Source organism: Coprococcus aceti (assembly GCF_025567285.1).
GTDB lineage: Bacteria > Bacillota > Clostridia > Lachnospirales > Lachnospiraceae > Coprococcus > Coprococcus aceti.
This window is the reverse complement of the sequence record NZ_JAOQJT010000005.1, coordinates 99,032-117,528: the sequence shown is the minus strand read 5'-3', so window position 1 is coordinate 117,528 and position 18,497 is coordinate 99,032. Positions and strand designations below refer to the sequence as shown.

The window sequence follows — 18,497 nt, the reverse complement described above, 5'->3', positions numbered from 1 at the left end:
TACTAGATTTCTTTATCCTGATCCGTCCTCTGCTTTTACATCTCGCTTTCAAAGTTATGAATGGAATTTGCTATATTTCCACGAAGCGTAATGCTAAGCTGCTCCACTATTTTATGATAATCGTCTTTCATCCCCTCGTCTACCCAGTCAAGCATAATTCCAACAAATCCATACTTGTAAAAGTCTGCTATGAACTGCTTATCATTCTCAGAAAGATTATCCCCTGCGCATTTCTCATCCACTACATCCGCTATGAGCTGGTACGACAGCTTATATAGATAGTTTTCTATCTTTGCCTTATCCACCGACCTATATATATTTACGATAAAGGGCTTGTTCTCAAGCACAGCCTCAAACACCTGTATCATGCCCTCCTGCCAGGTATCGTAGGTCTTCTTATCCTTCAGTGCCTGCTTCCCATCCTCTATACACACCCACTCGGCAAGCTCATATATGTCCTGAAAATGATAATAGAATGTCATTCTACTTATCCCGCAGTCTCCAGTGAGATCCGCTATCGTTATCTTGTCAAATGGCTTCTCCTTGAGAAGCTTTTTCAGAGATGCCTCAAGTGCTTTTTTAGTTGAATTTGCCATGCATACCTCCTGTTATCTAAGCTGTTCATATCATCCTTATAAACAAACATACTCATAAAAAACAATGTTGCTTCTTATGAGTATATCTTTATGTTTATTATATTCTTTTTTCGACAATTCTCTACTTAAAAATGTTATATTTCCTTATCTTTCTTCTGATCTTACGTCTGTTCTTCTCGTCTCCAAAGAAGCTGCTGAGCTTTTCAACAAACAGTGTCAAATATCTGAACATAGATTCCGCAGCAAATGCAAATACAACCATGAGCAGGAAACATATGTTGGATATCGACTCTATGGCAAACAGCCTGCCGAGGAAAAGGCCACAGAACAGCAGTCCGATTATGTTGATAAGAAGTACACCATACTTCATCTTGTTGAACGGATGGCTGATCTTGATTATTATCATGAATCCGACAACCGCAAGAAGCATTGTGCCGGCTGTGGCTATGTCCTCACTCGGGAGATTGAAGACCTGTCCGCAGATTACAAGTGCTCCGACCGACAACACATCCGTGAGTCCTGCAGGCAATGCTTTTAACATGACATTTACCATAAAGTTTCCCTCTATACGATCCCTGTTCGGCTCAAGTGCCAGCAGGAATCCCGGCAATCCTATGGTGAACATGCTTATGAGCGATATCTGTGAAGGCTCCAGCGGATATGTGATCGCAAATATCGCTGAGAATATGGCCATCAGCAGTGAGAATATATTCTTAACAAGGAAGAGGCTTGCTGATCTCTGTATATTGTTGACCACCTGTCTTCCCTCAAACACCACATATGGCATACGTCCGAAATCCGAATCCAGAAGCACCGTCTGTGCCGCCTGCGCAGCCGCTTCACTTCCGGATGCCATTGCAATACTGCAATCGGCATCCTTCATTGCGAGTATATCATTTACACCATCACCAGTCATGGCAACCGTGTGTTTCTGTTTCTGGAGCGCCCTGACTATGAGCTGCTTCTGTTTAGGCGTAACTCTTCCAAATACTGTATATTTATCCACAGCCTCAGTTATATCCTTCTCAGACGCCAAAGTGGACGCATCCACATAGTTCTCCGCTCCATCTATGCCTGCCCGCTTTGCCACCTCTGATACTGTGGCAGGGTTATCTCCGGATATGACTTTTATGGCAACGCCCTGCTCTTTGAAATATGTAAATGTGCTCTCCGCATTTTCCCTTATTGGATTTGAAAGCACTATATAACCAATAGGAGATATGCCTCCTAATGGTCTTACCGAACCAATGGAATCCTCTCCTGACTCCGCCATAAGAAGGACTCTGTATCCCTTGCTCTGGTACTCCTCTATCTCTCCGGATATCTCCTCATACCTATCCTTCATTATAAACTCCGGAGCACCAAGCATATAGTCTCCCTCGACAAATGACACCTTGCTGTATTTGTTCGCCGATGTGAAAGGCTGTGTCTTGAGCAGTGTCCTGCTGCCCTTCTCTATCTCATTCTTAGCCACATAGGCTCTGATTGCCTCCATTGTGGCATTGTTGTCCTCAATGACCGCCGAGTAATCCGCCAACAAGTGCGCAAATGCTCTCTTGTCCATCTCGGCATCGCCGCATCTGCCGCTTATCACCAGCTCTGTAACCTGCATACCCGGCTCAGTGATGGTTCCGGTCTTATCCACACAAAGTACATCGACTCTCGCGAGTGTCTCTATACTCTTCATGTCATGCAGTAACACTTGTTTCTTCGCAAGCCTTATTGTGCTGAGCGCAAGCGCAACAGTTGTGAGCAGATAAAGTCCTTCAGGGATCATTCCGAGAACCGCCGCAACCATCGATACCACACTCTTCTTGAATGTCTCTCCATTCATGATATACGCCTGGCAGAACAAAATGATTCCCACTGGTATGATGATGATTCCAACCCATTTTACAAGTTTGTTGATGTACCTGATCATCTCTGACTGTTCGCCGTCACCCATGGCCTTCGCCTGGGCTGTGAGCTGTGATATGTATGACTCATTGCCCACCTTGTCAAGCTTGGCATAGCACTGTCCGGACACCACAAAACTTCCGGACATGAGTCCATCACCTGATTTCTTCTTGATCTCGTCTGACTCACCGGTGAGCAGAGCTTCATTTACCGATATACTGCCGCTGAGCACCGTAGCGTCAGCACATATCTGATTGCCTGCCGACAGAATGATGATATCGTCCTTAACCAGTTCCTCTGATTGTATCTGCTGTTGTTCTCCGTCTCTCACAACTATCGAATGTGGCGCATTTAACATGCTCATCTTGTCAAGAGTCTTTTTTGCACGCAACTCCTGAAATATTCCTATAACCGTATTGCCTATGATGACCGGCAGGAAAGTCAGATTCCTAAACGAACCAACGATACATAGCAGCACCGTAAGTATGAGGAATATAAGATTGAAGTACGTAAGCAGGTTGGACTTGACGATCTGCCCCACAGTCTTCTGCGTACTTATATCCGTGTGATTGGTCTGTCCATTGTCGATCCTTTTCCTTACTTCCTCCGAGGTAAGACCCATGATCGGGACTCCTCGTGTATCCAAATTGCTTTCTGAGTTTGTATCCAAATAAAACACCTCTTCCTGTGTATATGGTCGGCAAATGTTATGCATCGAGCAGCATTTTGCATCGACTGCCCATGACATCTCATTATTTCTTTAACAAAGTTCTATTATAAGTACTCCAAGTAAGGTTATTCAAGGATGATGGCAGATATTTCATATTTTTTTAAGAAACCTTGTGTCTTATTAACGACAAGCGGACAACCATCTGGTTTGAGATATAGTTGATGACTGAGTCGGCTAAACAAAATGAGCATAACACATTTCCCATCTGGGTATTATTGTGTTACGCTCATTTTTTATGCAAGCCGCGAACCAGGTTTCGCATCTACATCATATTCCATTATCATAGCATAAGCCATATTTGATATATTGACTGCACTATGGTCTCTGTCCCATTGCGCCCTCAAGTGTGATCGTCTCACCACTCATGTACTTGAAATCCGGTGATGCGAGTGCCACGCATGCACGTCCAATCTCCTTCTCTACGTCTCCGAAGTGTCCCATTGGCGGCATCTTAACATTTGCCTTGAACGCATCCGGATATGCCTTCTCAAAGTTCTCAAGCTGTGATGTCCATGCGAGAGGACATACTATATTGACATTTATTCCGTCAGCTGCCCACTCTGTAGCTGCTACTCTTGTAAGGCCCCTGATGCCTTCCTTCGCTGCCGCATATGCGCACTGTCCGTAATTTCCAAAGAGGCCTGCACCTGATGCAAAGTTGATGACTGAACCCTTTGTCTCCTTCAGATATGGATAGCATGCCTGCATATAGTAAAATGCAGCGTAAAGACCTGAATATATGGCAAGGTCAAACTGTGCTGTTGTGTGATCTGCGATGGTAACGCCTGATGCAGATGCCTGCGCATTGTTGATGAGCACATCTATTCTTCCAAATTCCTTAACTGTCTGCTCCACAACGTTCTTGACGACGCTCTCGTTGTCCGCACCTGCGTTTACATCAGCCTGGACTGCAAGAACCTTGATCCCATATTTGCTCTCAAGCTCTGCCTTTGCATCCTCAAGTTTCTTGACATTACGTCCTGTAAGCACCAGATTGGCACCTTCCTTGGCATATGCTGTCGCTATTCCGTATCCGATGGATCCACAGCTTCCATCGCTGAGAACTGCACGTCCGCCTCCTGTTATTATCGCTGTCTTACCTGTTAAAAAACCCATATGTGTACACTCCTTCCCTAGCCATGACTACTTTCTTCACACCGCATAGATTTCTGTCAACCATAACATATATCTATAATTTCATAGCCCATGTCTATTATTATAGCCACACGGCCGCCCCAAAACAACACCTTCACATACCTTTAAATGAAAATATTTATGCATATCGTTCCTCAGAACACTGGTGATACAGCTTGCAGCGGTGTTGATGCTGCCTATGGTGTTTGGCATCAATGGAATCTGGTGTGCTGTGGCCGTAGCGGAGGCTGTGACCCTTGTCATAACTATCACCTTCCTTATAAAAAATAAAAAGAAATACGGATATTAAACAAAATAAGCCGGAGTATGTGATTTTTAATTGTCACGCACTCCGGCATTTTTACATCGCCCTATTCACTATGTTCTTAAGTTCCGGATAGCTGGACACAGCCAGTACATCCTCGTCCGTCTTGTTCTGCAGCGACAAATACCACACCGGTGTCATTCCAGCATTTTTCGCTCCCATGACATCCTTCTTGTAGCTATCGCCCACATAGATGACCTCATCGTTCTTTACGCCCAGCTTTGTAGCTATCATATCGAACATCCTGCGGTTCGGCTTTTCTATACCAGCCTCCTCGCTTGTTATCATTGCGTCAAGTCTGCCCGTAAGTCCAAGTCTGTCTATCTTCCTGAACTGGATATGCGCAGTCATATCTGTACAGATACCAATCTTTATTCCTCTGGCTTTCATATCATCTATAAACTCCAATGCCCCGGGGAATATGGATATCTTGTTCAGGAAATTGTTCCAGAAATAGTTGTACACCTGCAGGTCATACTTAAATGGTGATACCCCCAGAATCTCCAGCATCTTCTGGAAGTACAGCACCCTATTGTGCTGCGCCGCCATATCCCAGGCAGAGAGCTGATCCTTTACCATGTCTCTGCCTTCTTCAAAGGCTTTCATCACTGTCACTTCATCTATATGAAGAAGTTCATTTGCCACATATCTCACAGTGTCTTCCACTGCCTTATCATTCTCGTGAAGGCAGTCGTATAATGTATCATCTAAATCAAATACTATTGCTCTTATCATATCTACCGGCACTCCCTTCGAACTTCATCGGTGATCGTTGTTCCACCGGACTTATACCAGTTGTCCACAAAACTGTCAAATTCATCCAGATCTGCTTCACCTGTAACTATCTTCAGGTAAGTATTGCTCTCCAGATTCTCAAGGTGCCACCAGTCTGACACCATGGTCTCAGTCTCACCGAAGTACAGAGATTCGACTTTATTTGTACGCGCATCATTGAGGATCTTGCATGCAGTTATACGGGATGTATATGCCGCCCAGTCCTCCGATGACGCATTATCTTCATTCTTGAGATATGACTCACACGCCTCATAATAAGATTGTTCCAGCAGATTCAGATCATCCGGCTGCCTTATGCCAGAGAACACGTGGTTCAGCTCGCCATAGCATATCTGAAGTGCATTGTTGTAGTCCACGTTCATTGCAAGTGGTCTTGCGGTAGGATCCACATTGAGTTTGTAGTAATCCTTTATAGCCTGATTGTCTTTGTCCTCATATCTTACATAGTCGAACAGCACACTTATTATCTTGCACACTATCTCCGGGTGCTCATATCCCTTTCTGACTACCACGAAGTTGCCATATGGAACCTGAGTGTGATAACTCGTTGAGTCGTTTTCCTCTGTGGCAAGCAGATATGGTTCCCACTTTGCTGTTGGATCGGCCGCTACAGCGTCCATAAGAGGATTATTTGGCGCCCACCATGGTCCAAAGAATGAACCACACTGTCCATTCACTATGAGTTCTATTATGTTGCTGCTTGTCCGCATGAGGAAATTCCGATCCAGAATCCCTTCCTCGTACATCTCATGTATATGCTCCAGAGCCTTCTTTGCCTCCGGCTGTACAGAACCATACACAACCTTTCCGTCCTCATCCTTTATCCACTGTTTCGGAAATGCCCCATATGCGGCAAATACAATGTCGAGTGTGTACTCGCTGCTATAACCACAACCGCCGCAGAGACTTGTGTCTGCCACCAGCCCTACGGTACTTCCTACACCATTATTTCCCGGATCTTTCTCAATAAACTGCCTGATGATCTCCTCCGCATCCGAAAGTGTTCTCGGAGCCTCAAGTCCCAGCTTATCCATCCAGTCTTTTCTAAGCCATATCAGATTTGGTCCATCTGATATATTTGTCTCAGGTATGGCCATGATACGGTCATCAAATGTGACTACATCCATAATACTGCTGCCATAACTCTTATATATGTTCTTTATCGTTTCACTCATACAGTTGTTATAACTGTCTGTGAGATCCTCGATCATGTCATTTTCCACCAGATACTGCAGCTCATCCATGTCCTGGACGATCATCACATCCGGAAGATCCTTCTGTGCTATCACCATGGATACATTATCATCATACTGATTATCAGCAGCCTCAAATATATCCTGGTTCTGCACATTTAAGATTTCATTTAATATCTGTGTGTATGCGTTATTTTCATACGTTTCTCCCTGTGGGAGATTTGAATTATTTGCACCGGACAGCTTTCCCAGGGTATAGGTGAGCTGTTCCGGATACCTTCCAAGCGGCGTTGTCTCCGCAATATGCATGGCAGACTCATATTCTGCATCTGTGGTCGCCTTAGACGGGTTGGAGGGGGTGTTATTGTCCTGGCAGCCACATATTATTATAAGGGTAATTGTTAGCACACATGTTATTATTTTTTTCAGATACTTCATTGCTGGCATATGCTTTCCTCATTCCACTTAGGTTTTGCAAATAATTTCATATATTATCCTTAACCCTTTACGCCTCCAGACATGCTATCCTTGTAGCACTTCTGCATTATCATAAAGAGAATGATAATCGGTACGGATATCAGCACTGCGCCAGCCGCAAATGAGTTGAACCAGTTGTACACATACTCTTTCTCGAGCATGTTCCAAAGTCCGATGGATACTGTGTAATAGTCCTTGTTGGCTCTGCATATAACCTTGGCAAACACAAAATCAATCCATGGTGCAAGGAACGAATTCAGAACCGTATAAACTATGATCGGTCGGCTGAGTGGTATGATGATCCTTGTAAATGACTGCCATCTTGTAGCACCATCAAGGTATGCTGCTTCTTCCAGCGACTTTGGTATAGTATCAAAGAATCCTTTGGCGATATAGAATCCAAGTCCTGAACCGCCTGAATATACGAGTACCAGAGCAACCCTGATGAGTGAGCCTTCTGAAAGTCCCAGAACCTTAAGGATGTAATACACAGCTATCATAGCCATGAATCCCGGGAACATTCCAAGGATAAGTGCCACATTCATAAATGGCTTTCTCAGTCTGAAACGCATTCTTGACATACAGTATGAAACTGCAAGCACGAACGCTGTTGATATTATACATGAGAAAATTGCTATTATCAAAGTATTCTTGAACATCTGCATGAAATTCAGAATACCTGTGTCTGTAAAAAGCTTTGTATAGTTTGCCAGAGTCAGAGACTTTGGCAGCAGAGTTGAAACATACTGTCCTTTCTCTCCTCTGAAGCTTATCATGATTATCCATGCGATCGGCAATACCCAGATAACCGAAAGGATTACCAGTATGATATGAACCACGATGTCTCCCAGTGTCCATTTGCTTCTTGCTTTAATCTCATTATTATTTGATTTAGCCATTACTGAAATCCCTCCTCATCTTTATATGATGCGGTGTTGTGGTAAGTTACCAGTGACACAACAGCGAGAACTATGAATGTCATTATACCTATAACAGCACCTAAGTTATAGTACTGGTTATCAACCGTCAGCTTATAGAGCCATGTGACAAGAAGATCTGTCTTTCCGGCAGTCTTTCCAACCGGGGTAGGTGCTCCATTTGACAAAAGGTAGATAACGTTGAAGTTATTGATATTTCCTGCAAATGTTGTTATCAGATATGGTGCTGTGACAAACAACATATATGGAAGAGTGATCTTGAAGAAGATCTTTACCGGGCCTGCGCCGTCAACTCTCGCAGCCTCGTATATCTCCTCCGGTATACTCTGGAGAATTCCGGTGACCTGCATGACGGTGAATGGAATTCCTATCCAGATGTTGATGACAATTACCATGACTCTGGCAAGTGTTGCATTGCTCCAGAATGGAATAGCATTGTCGATTATTCCGTTATTTATAAGTAATGTATTGACGATACCATTCTGACTGAAGATCGTTCTCATCAGAAGAAGTGATACGAACTGTGGAACCGCTGCTGAGAGCATGAAGATCGCTCTCCACATACCCTTTGCCCTGGTTCCCTTTCTGTTGATCACCATTGCGAGTATCATTCCAAGGAAGTAGTTACTGAATGTGGCTGCCACAGCCCAAACAAGTGTCCAGCCAAGCACTGACCAGAATGTACTTCCTATTGCATCACTAAAGTTCAATATCTTTGCAAAATTCTTCAGTCCAACCCAGTTGAATATAACTGTATGTGAATCAAGCTTGCTGTAATTTGTAAATGCCATAAATATCATGAAAACCAATGGCAATATCGTAAATACAACGACTCCAAGTACAGGAAGTGGAAGAAGGAATGCATGAAGATTGCTGTCAAACAGACTCTTCACATCGTCCTTGAACTTTGGAACCTTTTTGCCTTTATCCCACAGGCAATACGCTTTGTATGCGCTCTCTATACTTACTACCCAAAGGCAGATGAATGCGAAAATTATAAACAGTGTTGCCACACCGTACAGGAGCATGAGCAGAGAGTTGTCACCCTGAGTATATTCAAATACACCCTTTGCATCATTCCAGACCTTCTGCTGTTCCTGACCACCCAGATGGAAGATATCCACCAGTAGTGATGCTCCATGCTTTATCATAAACCATATAAACAGTACCTCAAGTACCAGGTACGAAAATCCCTTTACAAACTGTTTTCTGACTATGCTTCCAAACCCCAAGATCAGAAATGAAATTCTGGTAGCTATGTCTCCATTTGCCGCTGCCTGTGCAACGGTATATGGGTAATCAGATCTTCGTATTTTCTTTATTTTGCTTTTTTTATTTGTTATAGCCTGAGCCATCCTAACACCTCCGTCTCAAAGTAAATCATTATCTCTTCTTATTACAAGTGCCCCATCACCTGTAGATGAATGGAGCACCTGTTTTTGAAATATATAACTAGTATTTTTACTGTGCTACATCAGTGTTAAGTGATGTGTTGAATGACTCTGTCATATCTGCTGCGTTGTCATGTGTAACCTCACCATTTACGAGAGACTTACCAAAGTTTTCTGCTGGTGTCCAGTAGTTGCTCATCTTAGGAACAAATGGCTGGATGAATGCTGTTGTATCGAATGTTGCATTCTGAGCTGTTACAAGTGCATCGCCCTTAACTGCATCGCTCTCAAGAAGGCTTGTGTTACATGGAACGATGTTTCTTGCTGTGTAGTGTGACTCCTGTGATGCCTCATTTCCAAGGTAGAGTGCAAGTGCAACTGCAACCTGTGGATACTCACAGTTAGGATTTACAGCGATTGCCTTTGATCCTGCAAATGAGAGGAGCTGCTTGTCCGCACCGCCGATCTTGGCTGTTGGCATAACTGCGATTCCGAGATCATCTCCAAGTGCATCGTGTAATGCTGCGTAGTCCCATGAGCCTGAGAACATTGCTGATATTGAACCATCTGTCATACCTGAGATACCAACACCTGACTCATCGTTTACAAAGTTCTTGTTGTTTACAAGATCTACCAGGTAGTCTGTAACAGCCTTGCCGTTGTCACCACCGAAGTTGATTCCTGCATCATTGTCTGTACCATCACCGAATAATGTTCCGCCATTTGCAAGGTAGAATGCTGCGATGTACCATGAGTTTGAGAGTGGGAATGAAACCTTACCCTTCTCAAGCATTGTGTCAAGGCTCTTTACATCATCCTCTGTAAATGTCTTCTTGTTGTAGTACATAAACCATGTATTTGTTGTAAATGGCACACCATAGATACCTCCATCAACTGTGATAGAATCTACGATCGCCTGTGAATTTGTTGACTTAACATAATCTGCTGTGCTTCCGCCGAGCTCTGAGATAGCACCTGCATCGATCAGAGTCTGTAACTGGTCATTTGCGAACATGTATACATCTGCTGACGCTGAAACATCCTGTGTTACAGTCTTTCCAGCATCACCCTCACTACATGTACCATACTCAAATGTGATATCCCAGTTTGGATGCTCTTTCTTGAATGCCTCACATGTTGTCTGTAACCACTCGCCGTAATCAGGTGACTGATCCTCAGCTGGTCCCCAAACTGTAAGTGTTGTCTTGATCGCCTCTTCCTCTGAAGCTGCCTCTGTTGCATCTGTAGCCTCTGATGCATCACTCTTTGCTGCTGCTGTTGTTGACTCGTCCTTTCCTGAATCTCCACATCCTGCCAGCATTGACATTCCCATTACACCCGCAAGTGCAACTGCTGCAAATCTCTTAACTCTCATAACCGTTCCTCCTTAAAAATATAGTTTTGATTGAATGTTTTTAACACCTTTGCAGTACCTTTACCTTATGTCATCATTATAAGAAAACGTTTCCAATCCGTATATATCAATGATTTTAGAAACATGTTGGATTTTTTAGATATGTTGAATTTTTTTGATGGGCGGGCGCCGCTCCGGAGTGTGCCGCGGAGATCCGCCGTTATGCATTGTTATTATGTCCACAAAAGTATAAAAAAATGTACCTCTTGAGCTTTAATAAGCTTCAAAAGGTACATCCACTCTTCGTATTTTTTATAATTTTTCTAGTTTTCTACTCTCTTTGGGAAGTGGAGCATTACTTTCGTGCCGGCTCCCGGGGTGCTTTCGATCTTCACCGCGTACTTCTCTCCATAATATAGCTTGATCCTCTCGTTTACATTTGACACACCGTAGCCATTGGACGACTTGGACAGGATCAGGGCGGCCTGGGTCTTTGTCATACCGACACCGTTGTCAGATACGGTAAAGTCAATGAAATCTCCATTCTCCTTTCCCTCTATGCGTATCTCTCCTCTGCCATCAGTCTTGACGTCAATTCCATGCCCTATCGCGTTTTCAAGCAGCGGCTGGAGTATCAGATTCAATGTTTCGTATTTTAAGATACTGTCATCTATGTCGTACACCACATCAAAGCTGTTGTCATGCATGGCAAGCTGGATATCAAGATACGACTTGATATTTGCTATCTCATCTTTGACAAGCAGGATGTTTTTTCCTTTGTTCAGGGCTGTCCTGTAGAATGTGGACAGAGACAAGGTGATCCGGCTTATGTCTTCCTGCTCCGCCTCAAGGGCTTTCCAATTGATCATAGACAGAGAATTGTACAGGAAATGCGGGTTGATCTGGGCCTGAAGTGCCCTCATCTCGTATTCTTTTTCCTTGATCTTGCTCTGATATACCTCATTGACAGTCTCATCAAGGCGCTTACTCATGCTGTTGTAGCCATTTATAAGATCACCAATCTCATCTGTACTGTCATTTTCTATAACCATGCCCAGATTTCCTGTCTCGGTGGCCTTCATAGTCTTCTGAAGATTTTTGATTCGCTTCGTTATAAATTCTGATACCATATTTATACATAATATACCTGCGAGCATACTTACCAGAAGTGCCGCCACCGCTATTATAAGTATCGGACGAACCGATGAGATTATAAGTCTGTTCGGTTTGTATACACATATGTTCCAGCCGGTCGCCTTGGACGTCTTATCTATGAACTGATACCCTGAATTTTCCATCTCTCTCAGAACATCGAATTTATCCACATCCAATTCATATGCTGACTGCTCATCGGCAAATGTATTCTTGTTGAATATCATATGTCCATACTCATCCTCTATGATAAGCCCATAATTATCAAACATTGTCTCTGTATAAAACGGTTGAAATACACTGTCATAATCCACGCCTACATACAAAACGCCCTTGGCACCTTTCTGCTCCAGCATAGCCATCCGGCTGACTGAAAATGCAGTTCGGCTTTCCAGATCAATATGCCAGTGTATATTGTTATCCAGATCATCATATGCATGCGTTCCATCCGCCAGATCTTTTAACGGTGCAACTGTTGACCCATGTTTCACATCGCTGGCATCAGTATATATCGTGACCTGATTTACATCCTCATGGAAATACATGATCGATGCCAGCAGAGGATCGATCACCGTACTGAACTGCTCATAATTCTGGTATGCCGACTGGTCCGCACTCAGTATCTTTGCAATCGACTGGTTATACGATATATATTTAGAGAGATTGTTATATATCTCCAGTTCATTGTCCATGGAATCCGTGGTCTGGCTGACATAAGATTTCAGTATCGTTGTCTCCCGGTCCCACAGAATCTTTTTCATCTCCATGTATGTTATACCCAGTATTATCATAACAGGCACAAGTCCGGCAAGCAGATAAATAACAACCATTTTGCCGGTCAGCCTCATATCACGAAATCTCTTCTTGAGTCCACCTTTGTTCATCTACGATCCCCCTGCTTAACGAGTTCTGCACTCGCCATTTGCCAAGTCTGCTGTATGTCTACTCTTCTCCTGTAACACCGCTCTCCCTGAATTTCTGAGGGCTCACTCCATAAAACTCCCTGAAACTCGAACAAAAGTAGGATACATTCTGATAACCACACATCGCACCTATATCTACAATCTTTGCCATACTATTCTCAAGCATATCCCTTGCCCGCTCCATTCTATATGACTTGATAAATTTGCTCAGATTCTGTCCCGTCTCTTTCTTGAACACTGTGCTGAGATAACTTGGGGCAAGATATACCATATCCGCAAGCATATCTATGCCAAGCTCGCTCCCGTAATTCCTGTAAATATACTGCTTTACCATCTCCACTTCCTTATGTCCGGTCTGACTCTTGTCCTCAAAGCAGGCCGCCAGTCTGTCTATCGCAACCTCGACGAGACCTGTAAGGCTCTGAAAATCCGTCGTCATATACATCTTTTCAACATCCTTGTTAAGATCCGCCTCACCTGTTCCATCTATACTGCCATATATGTCCTTTAAAAGATTTGAGTAGAGAAACTTTATATATATCTGTGAACACTCATTCTTGTGCCTGTACTTTTCACAGAATTTGTCAAAATGCTCTCTGAGTGCATCCACATCCTTCATCTTGATGTCTTGTTTCATCTGTTTCATAAGAGTGTCATCATCAAACTGAATCATTCCTGACGAATCGCTCTCCATATTCGGGTAGAACACCTTTATCTCCGGATGATAAAACTTATTGTCCATGAGCTCATCAAGCTCATCGACCTTCTGTTTCATGTCCTCAGGTTTCTCTATATCCGATGAAACTGCTATAAAGCATTCCTCATCGTAATCACTTTTAATTATCCTGGCTAGCTCCTGGGCCGTGGAAACCACATCTGTTTCATCGCCCAGGAAAATAAGTTCCTGCTGTTGGTTCAGATTTAGGTATCTCTGTATTCCAAGTGACATTATCTTCTCATTTTTCTTGAAATCCACATCTCGTCTTCCAAAGAAATCGTGATTAAATTCTACCAGCAGAATTCTCTTAAATCTGGCAAAATCGAGGTTCAGACCGTTGTACTCTCTGCGTATGCTCTCTATATCTTCGCCATTTACAAGCATATATAGTGCATGCTCATATAGGAATTCCATGCTCTTATTCTTGAGTTCATCCGAGGCTTTAGCCGCCTCAAGCTCATCCACAACCTTCTCCAGCGTCTCCTTAAACTCCTTCGGATCGACCGGTTTCAGTATATAATCCACAACCCCCAGCCTTATCGCTCTCTTTGCATAGTCAAATTCATTGCAGCCACTGAATATCACGCATCTCATTTTCTTCTTCTCATTTACCACATTGTCAATGAGTTCTATACCGTCCATGAATGGCATCTTCACATCGGTTAGAAGGATATCATAATCCTCCTGACGTATCTTCTCCAATGCATCAAGACCGTTTACTGCCTCGTCGATATCAAATTCCATATTCAGCTTTTTCAGAAGGAATCTTATCCCATTTCTCTCTATTCTCTCGTCATCAACGATCAGTATTCTATACATCTCTCCACTGCCTTTCTTTTTCTTGATGTGAACTGATTTCGTATCACATTCCAACTTTCGTTATTCAATTATAACCGACTTACTTCTCATATGCCACCTAAAACCATCACAAGAATTCTTTATTTAAATCAAATAGGGCACCAAAAGGGGACGGAGGTACCTGTCCCCTCCGTCCCCTGCTGGGAAATAAACCTAGATTTATATTATAATCTCCAGATGTCCTTGTTGTACTCAGCTATTGTTCTGTCTGATGAGAAGAATCCAGCCTTGCTGATGTTGACAAGTGCCTTCTTTGCCCAAGTCTTACGGTCCTCGTAATCTGCAAGTACGCCTTCCTTGGTCTTGATATAATCCTCAACATCCAGGAGTGTCATGAACCAGTCCTTTACGATAAGTTCGTTGTGAAGTCTCTCAAGGCTTTCCTTCTGTCCGATCTCAAGGAGCTCATCGCTCACGATGAAATCAACAAGCTTCTTGATCTCTGGCTGCTCGTAGTAATCCTTTGACACATAATCAGCCTTTGCATAGTGGTCGATAACTGCCTCGCTTGACTCGCCGAAGAAGTAAATGTTGTCCTCTCCAACCAGTTCTCCGATCTCCACATTTGCACCGTCTCTTGTACCAAGTGTAAGCGCACCGTTCAGCATGAACTTCATGTTTCCGGTACCTGATGCCTCCTTTGAAGCAAGGGAGATCTGCTCTGAGATATCACATGCAGGTATGATCTTTGCTGCCTTTGACACATTGTAGTTCTCGATCATGACAACCTTGAGGTATGGACTTACCTCCGGGTCATTATCGATGAGCTGCTGCAGGCAGAGGATAAGATGGATGATATCCTTTGCGATGGTGTATGCTGGAGCTGCCTTTGCACCAAATATTACAGTCACAGGAGTCTTTGGAAGATTTCCTGCCTTGATATCGAAGTACTTGTGGATAACCCAAAGTGCGTTCATCTGCTGACGCTTGTACTCATGAAGTCTCTTAACCTGTATATCAAAGATAGAATTCTCATCTATGTCAATGTTCTGTGTCTCCTTAAGGTAATCCTTGAGAACGACCTTGTTCTGCTTCTTGATATCCATGATCTTGCCAAGGACTGCATCATCATCATAGAACTTAGCAAGGTCATTCAGCTTCTCTGCATCCTTCTTGTAGCCGTCACCGATAAGCTCTGTGATATAAGCTGCAAGCTGCTCGTTGCAGTGGAGGAGCCATCTTCTGAATGTGATACCATTTGTCTTGTTGTTGAACTTCTCAGGATAGATCTTGTAGAAGTTGTTCAGCTCAGAATCCTTGAGGATCTCTGTGTGAAGGTATGCAACACCATTTACACTGTGGCTATAGTGTATATCAATGTGTGCCATGTGCACTCTCTGATCCTTGTCGATGATATATACGCTCTCATCCTTATATCTGTTACGAACCTTCTCATCCAGTTTCTTGATGATAGGAACAAGCTGTGGAACAACCTTCTCAAGGTAAGCAAGCGGCCACTTCTCAAGAGCCTCTGCAAGGATAGTGTGGTTGGTGTATGCGCACACCTCTGTCACGATCTCTGTAGCCTCGTCAAATGATATTCCCTCAGCGGTAAGAAGTCTGATGAACTCAGGGATCACCATTGAAGGGTGTGTATCATTGATCTGAACTGCTGCATAATCAGCCAGGTCGTGAAGATTTGAACCCTTTGCCTTAGCCTCATCAAGAATGAGCTTTGCACCATTTGCCACCATGAAATACTGCTGGTAGATACGGAGAAGATTTCCAGCCTCATCGCTGTCGTCCGGGTACAGGCAGAGTGTCAGGTTCTTTGCAATGTCTGTCTTGTCGAAGTTAATTCCGCCCGGCTCCATGATGGACTCGTCAACGCTCTCGATATCGAAGAGGTGGAGCTTATTTGTTCTGTTCTCGTATCCGGTTACATCTATATCGTACATTCTTGACTGGACTTTCAGGTTGCCAAATGTGATCGTGTTGGTAACGTCTGTCTTCTCGAGCCAGCTGTCTGCCTCAATCCAAGGATTTGCAGTCTCCTTCTGGTAGTTGTTCTCAAATACCTGCTTGAACAGACCCATGTGGTAGTTAAGTCCAATTCCATCTCCGTGAAGTCCGAGGGTTGCCATGGAATCAAGGAAGCATGCTGCAAGTCTTCCAAGTCCGCCATTTCCAAGTGATGGCTCTGGCTCAACCTCCTCTATGTCATAGATGCTCTTGCCATTCTCAGCAAGCACCTGTTTAACCTCGTCAAATACACCAAGGTTGATGAGATTGTTCGAGAGAAGCTTTCCTATGAGGAACTCTGCTGAGATGTAATAAACCTTCTTCTGTCCCTCCTCTGAAACCTTTCCGTCTGCGAGCTTCTTTGTCATATCAAGGAGTGCGAAGTAGATCTCCTCGTTTGTGCAGTCCTTGATCTCCTTGTTGTATTTCTTCATGCAAATGTCCTTTAACATAATATCCTCCTTACAAATATACGTCTTCACCCTGTTTCTTCCATACAGTCTGGTGAGATCCCTTAATTTATCTATATGTTCCTGTGTAAATTCCCATGTTGCGCCCTTGGTAAGCCTCCACTTCCAGTTGCCGCCAAGCGTTGATGGATAGTTCATTCTGGCACTGTTGTCCTTGCCCAGAATATCCTGCATCTGAAGTATGACCGTGTCCGCTGAGCTCATGTAAAGTGCATGTATCATCTTCTCTGCCACATCATCCAGGCTGTTCGCCATGAGGTACTTCATCATATATTCCTGAAGCTCCTCACTCTGTCCGCTGATATAACTTTTCAGCATATCATTGTCGTGGGTTCCGATATACGCTACGTAGTTCTTTGCGTGATTGTGCGGCAGATATTCATTTGCCGTATTGCCGTCAAATGCAAATTCCAACACCTTCATGCCCGGATAACCGGATTCCTTTACAAGTTTCTGAACCTCTGGCACGACCACGCCGAGGTCCTCTGCTATAACCTTGGATGAACCTATGGCACTGTCTATAGCATCGATGAGTTTCTTTCCCGGTCCCTGTCTGTAGTAGCCATCCTTCGGCTCGCCATTTGCCGGGATGCTGTAGTATCTGACTATTCCGATAAAATGATCTATACGGATCACGTCGTAGAGCTTTGCAGATGCAGCAATTCTCTTCTTCCACCACGCAAAATCATCCTTCTCCATGACATCCCAGTCATAAATCGGGTTACCCCACTTCTGTCCGTAGCTTGAGAACATGTCTGGTGGGCATCCTGCCACAACCGCCGGTGCAAGGCTTCCGGACAGCTGGAACTGGTCTGTGTTAGCCCACACATCAGCACTGTCCAGTGCCACATAGATTGGAATATCTCCAATGATGCTTATGCCGTTTCTGTTGGCGTACTCTTTTAATGGCATCCACTGCTCGTAGAACTTGAACTGAAGGAATTTGTAGAATTCCACGTCTTCACCAAGCTTTTCTCTGTAAGCTGCCATAGCCTCCGGCTTTCTCTTCTTGATCGCCGGTTCCCACGCAAGCCATTCTCTATTGTTATGATCAGCCTTGATCGCCATATACAGCGCATAGTCATCTATCCACTGTTCATTTTCCTCTATGAAATCTACGTAATCCCTGCTGTCTTTGTGCTCTGATCTGCCAAATGCTTTTCTGAGGACTTCAAATCTCTGTCTGTATATTCTGGCGTAGTCGATCTCGTCATCACTGTCAGCCCATTTGTAGGATTCTAACTCCTCTTTCTTGAGAAGCCCTTCAGCTATCAATGTATCCAGATCGATAAAATACGGATTGCCCGCAAATGCTGAAAACGACTGATAAGGACTGTCACCGAAGCTTGTTGGTCCTATCGGAAGCACCTGCCAGTACTTCTGCCCTGCTCTTTTCAACATATCAACAAAATCATAAGCATCTCTTCCCATAGTTCCAATTCCATATGGTGATGGGAGGCTGCTTATCGGCAGGAGTATTCCTGCGCCACGCTCCAACGCTTTACTCATATATGATACCTCCTGAACAGTTCCTGTTATGGCTTGTATTTTATTAGCATTTCCCCTTTTATGCTTGCATTATATA

General features: G+C 43.8%; 11 protein-coding genes and 1 pseudogene. All 12 read right to left on the bottom strand.

Annotated features, from left to right (window positions below; translation table 11 throughout):
- Positions 1 to 35: 35 nt before the first annotated feature.
- Positions 36 to 596 (bottom strand): TetR/AcrR family transcriptional regulator, encoded by a 561-nt coding sequence (locus OCV54_RS08500; RefSeq protein WP_022215953.1) that lies wholly within the window; start codon positions 594 to 596, stop codon positions 36 to 38.
- Positions 597 to 717: 121 nt separating this feature from the next.
- A complete protein-coding gene (locus OCV54_RS08495; protein WP_416810464.1) occupies positions 718 to 3,207 on the bottom strand; it encodes a cation-translocating P-type ATPase in 2,490 nt (829 codons plus the stop codon).
- A gap of 330 nt (positions 3,208 to 3,537) precedes the next feature.
- The gene (locus OCV54_RS08490; protein WP_022215951.1) at positions 3,538 to 4,338 is read right to left on the bottom strand and encodes an SDR family NAD(P)-dependent oxidoreductase; all 801 of its coding nucleotides are present in this window, start codon (positions 4,336 to 4,338) and stop codon (positions 3,538 to 3,540) included.
- Between the two features lie 379 nt (positions 4,339 to 4,717).
- Positions 4,718 to 5,416, bottom strand: a complete 699-nt coding sequence (locus OCV54_RS08485; RefSeq protein ID WP_015534106.1) for an HAD family hydrolase — start codon at positions 5,414 to 5,416, stop codon at positions 4,718 to 4,720.
- 2 nt (positions 5,417 to 5,418) lie between these two features.
- Positions 5,419 to 7,116, bottom strand: coding sequence for an extracellular solute-binding protein (locus tag OCV54_RS08480; protein WP_015534107.1), 1,698 nt, complete (start codon positions 7,114 to 7,116; stop codon positions 5,419 to 5,421).
- Positions 7,117 to 7,166: 50 nt separating this feature from the next.
- Positions 7,167 to 8,045, bottom strand: a complete 879-nt coding sequence (locus tag OCV54_RS08475; RefSeq protein WP_022215950.1) for a sugar ABC transporter permease — start codon at positions 8,043 to 8,045, stop codon at positions 7,167 to 7,169.
- Positions 8,045 to 9,439 carry a carbohydrate ABC transporter permease gene (locus tag OCV54_RS08470; protein WP_055223556.1) on the bottom strand — a complete coding sequence of 465 codons (1,395 nt, stop codon included), beginning with the start codon at positions 9,437 to 9,439 and terminating at the stop codon, positions 8,045 to 8,047. Before OCV54_RS08470 ends, OCV54_RS08475 begins: the two co-directional genes overlap by 1 nt.
- Positions 9,440 to 9,545: 106 nt before the next feature.
- On the bottom strand, positions 9,546 to 10,850 hold the full coding sequence (locus OCV54_RS08465; protein WP_022215948.1) for an extracellular solute-binding protein: 1,305 nt from the start codon (positions 10,848 to 10,850) through the stop codon (positions 9,546 to 9,548).
- Positions 10,851 to 11,152: 302 nt separating this feature from the next.
- Complete coding sequence (locus OCV54_RS08460; protein WP_055223554.1) at positions 11,153 to 12,865, bottom strand: sensor histidine kinase; 1,713 nt, start codon at positions 12,863 to 12,865, stop codon at positions 11,153 to 11,155.
- Positions 12,866 to 12,923: 58 nt separating this feature from the next.
- Positions 12,924 to 14,495: a response regulator transcription factor gene (locus tag OCV54_RS08455; RefSeq protein ID WP_262563279.1), complete on the bottom strand. Its 1,572-nt coding sequence runs from the start codon at positions 14,493 to 14,495 to the stop codon at positions 12,924 to 12,926.
- 149 nt (positions 14,496 to 14,644) lie between these two features.
- The gene (locus OCV54_RS14835; RefSeq protein WP_055223647.1) at positions 14,645 to 16,894 is read right to left on the bottom strand and encodes a glycogen/starch/alpha-glucan phosphorylase; all 2,250 of its coding nucleotides are present in this window, start codon (positions 16,892 to 16,894) and stop codon (positions 14,645 to 14,647) included.
- A gap of 48 nt (positions 16,895 to 16,942) precedes the next feature.
- Positions 16,943 to 18,421, bottom strand: a pseudogene (gene malQ, locus OCV54_RS14830) (4-alpha-glucanotransferase); the annotation flags it as partial.
- Between the last annotated feature and the right edge of the window lie 76 nt (positions 18,422 to 18,497).

Bases quoted from the DNA above. Each gene is read 5' to 3' on its own strand.
- OCV54_RS08500 (WP_022215953.1), bottom strand. From the start codon at position 596: ATGGCAAATTCAACTAAAAAAGCACTTGAGGCATCTCTGAAAAAGCTT.
- OCV54_RS08495 (WP_416810464.1), bottom strand. From the start codon at position 3,207: ATGCATAACATTTGCCGACCATATACACAGGAAGAGGTGTTTTATTTG.
- OCV54_RS08490 (WP_022215951.1), bottom strand. From the start codon at position 4,338: ATGGGTTTTTTAACAGGTAAGACAGCGATAATAACAGGAGGCGGACGT.
- OCV54_RS08485 (WP_015534106.1), bottom strand. From the start codon at position 5,416: ATGATAAGAGCAATAGTATTTGATTTAGATGATACATTATACGACTGC.
- OCV54_RS08480 (WP_015534107.1), bottom strand. From the start codon at position 7,116: ATGCCAGCAATGAAGTATCTGAAAAAAATAATAACATGTGTGCTAACA.
- OCV54_RS08475 (WP_022215950.1), bottom strand. From the start codon at position 8,045: ATGGCTAAATCAAATAATAATGAGATTAAAGCAAGAAGCAAATGGACA.
- OCV54_RS08470 (WP_055223556.1), bottom strand. From the start codon at position 9,439: ATGGCTCAGGCTATAACAAATAAAAAAAGCAAAATAAAGAAAATACGA.
- OCV54_RS08465 (WP_022215948.1), bottom strand. From the start codon at position 10,850: ATGAGAGTTAAGAGATTTGCAGCAGTTGCACTTGCGGGTGTAATGGGA.
- OCV54_RS08460 (WP_055223554.1), bottom strand. From the start codon at position 12,865: ATGAACAAAGGTGGACTCAAGAAGAGATTTCGTGATATGAGGCTGACC.
- OCV54_RS14835 (WP_055223647.1), bottom strand. From the start codon at position 16,894: ATGTTAAAGGACATTTGCATGAAGAAATACAACAAGGAGATCAAGGAC.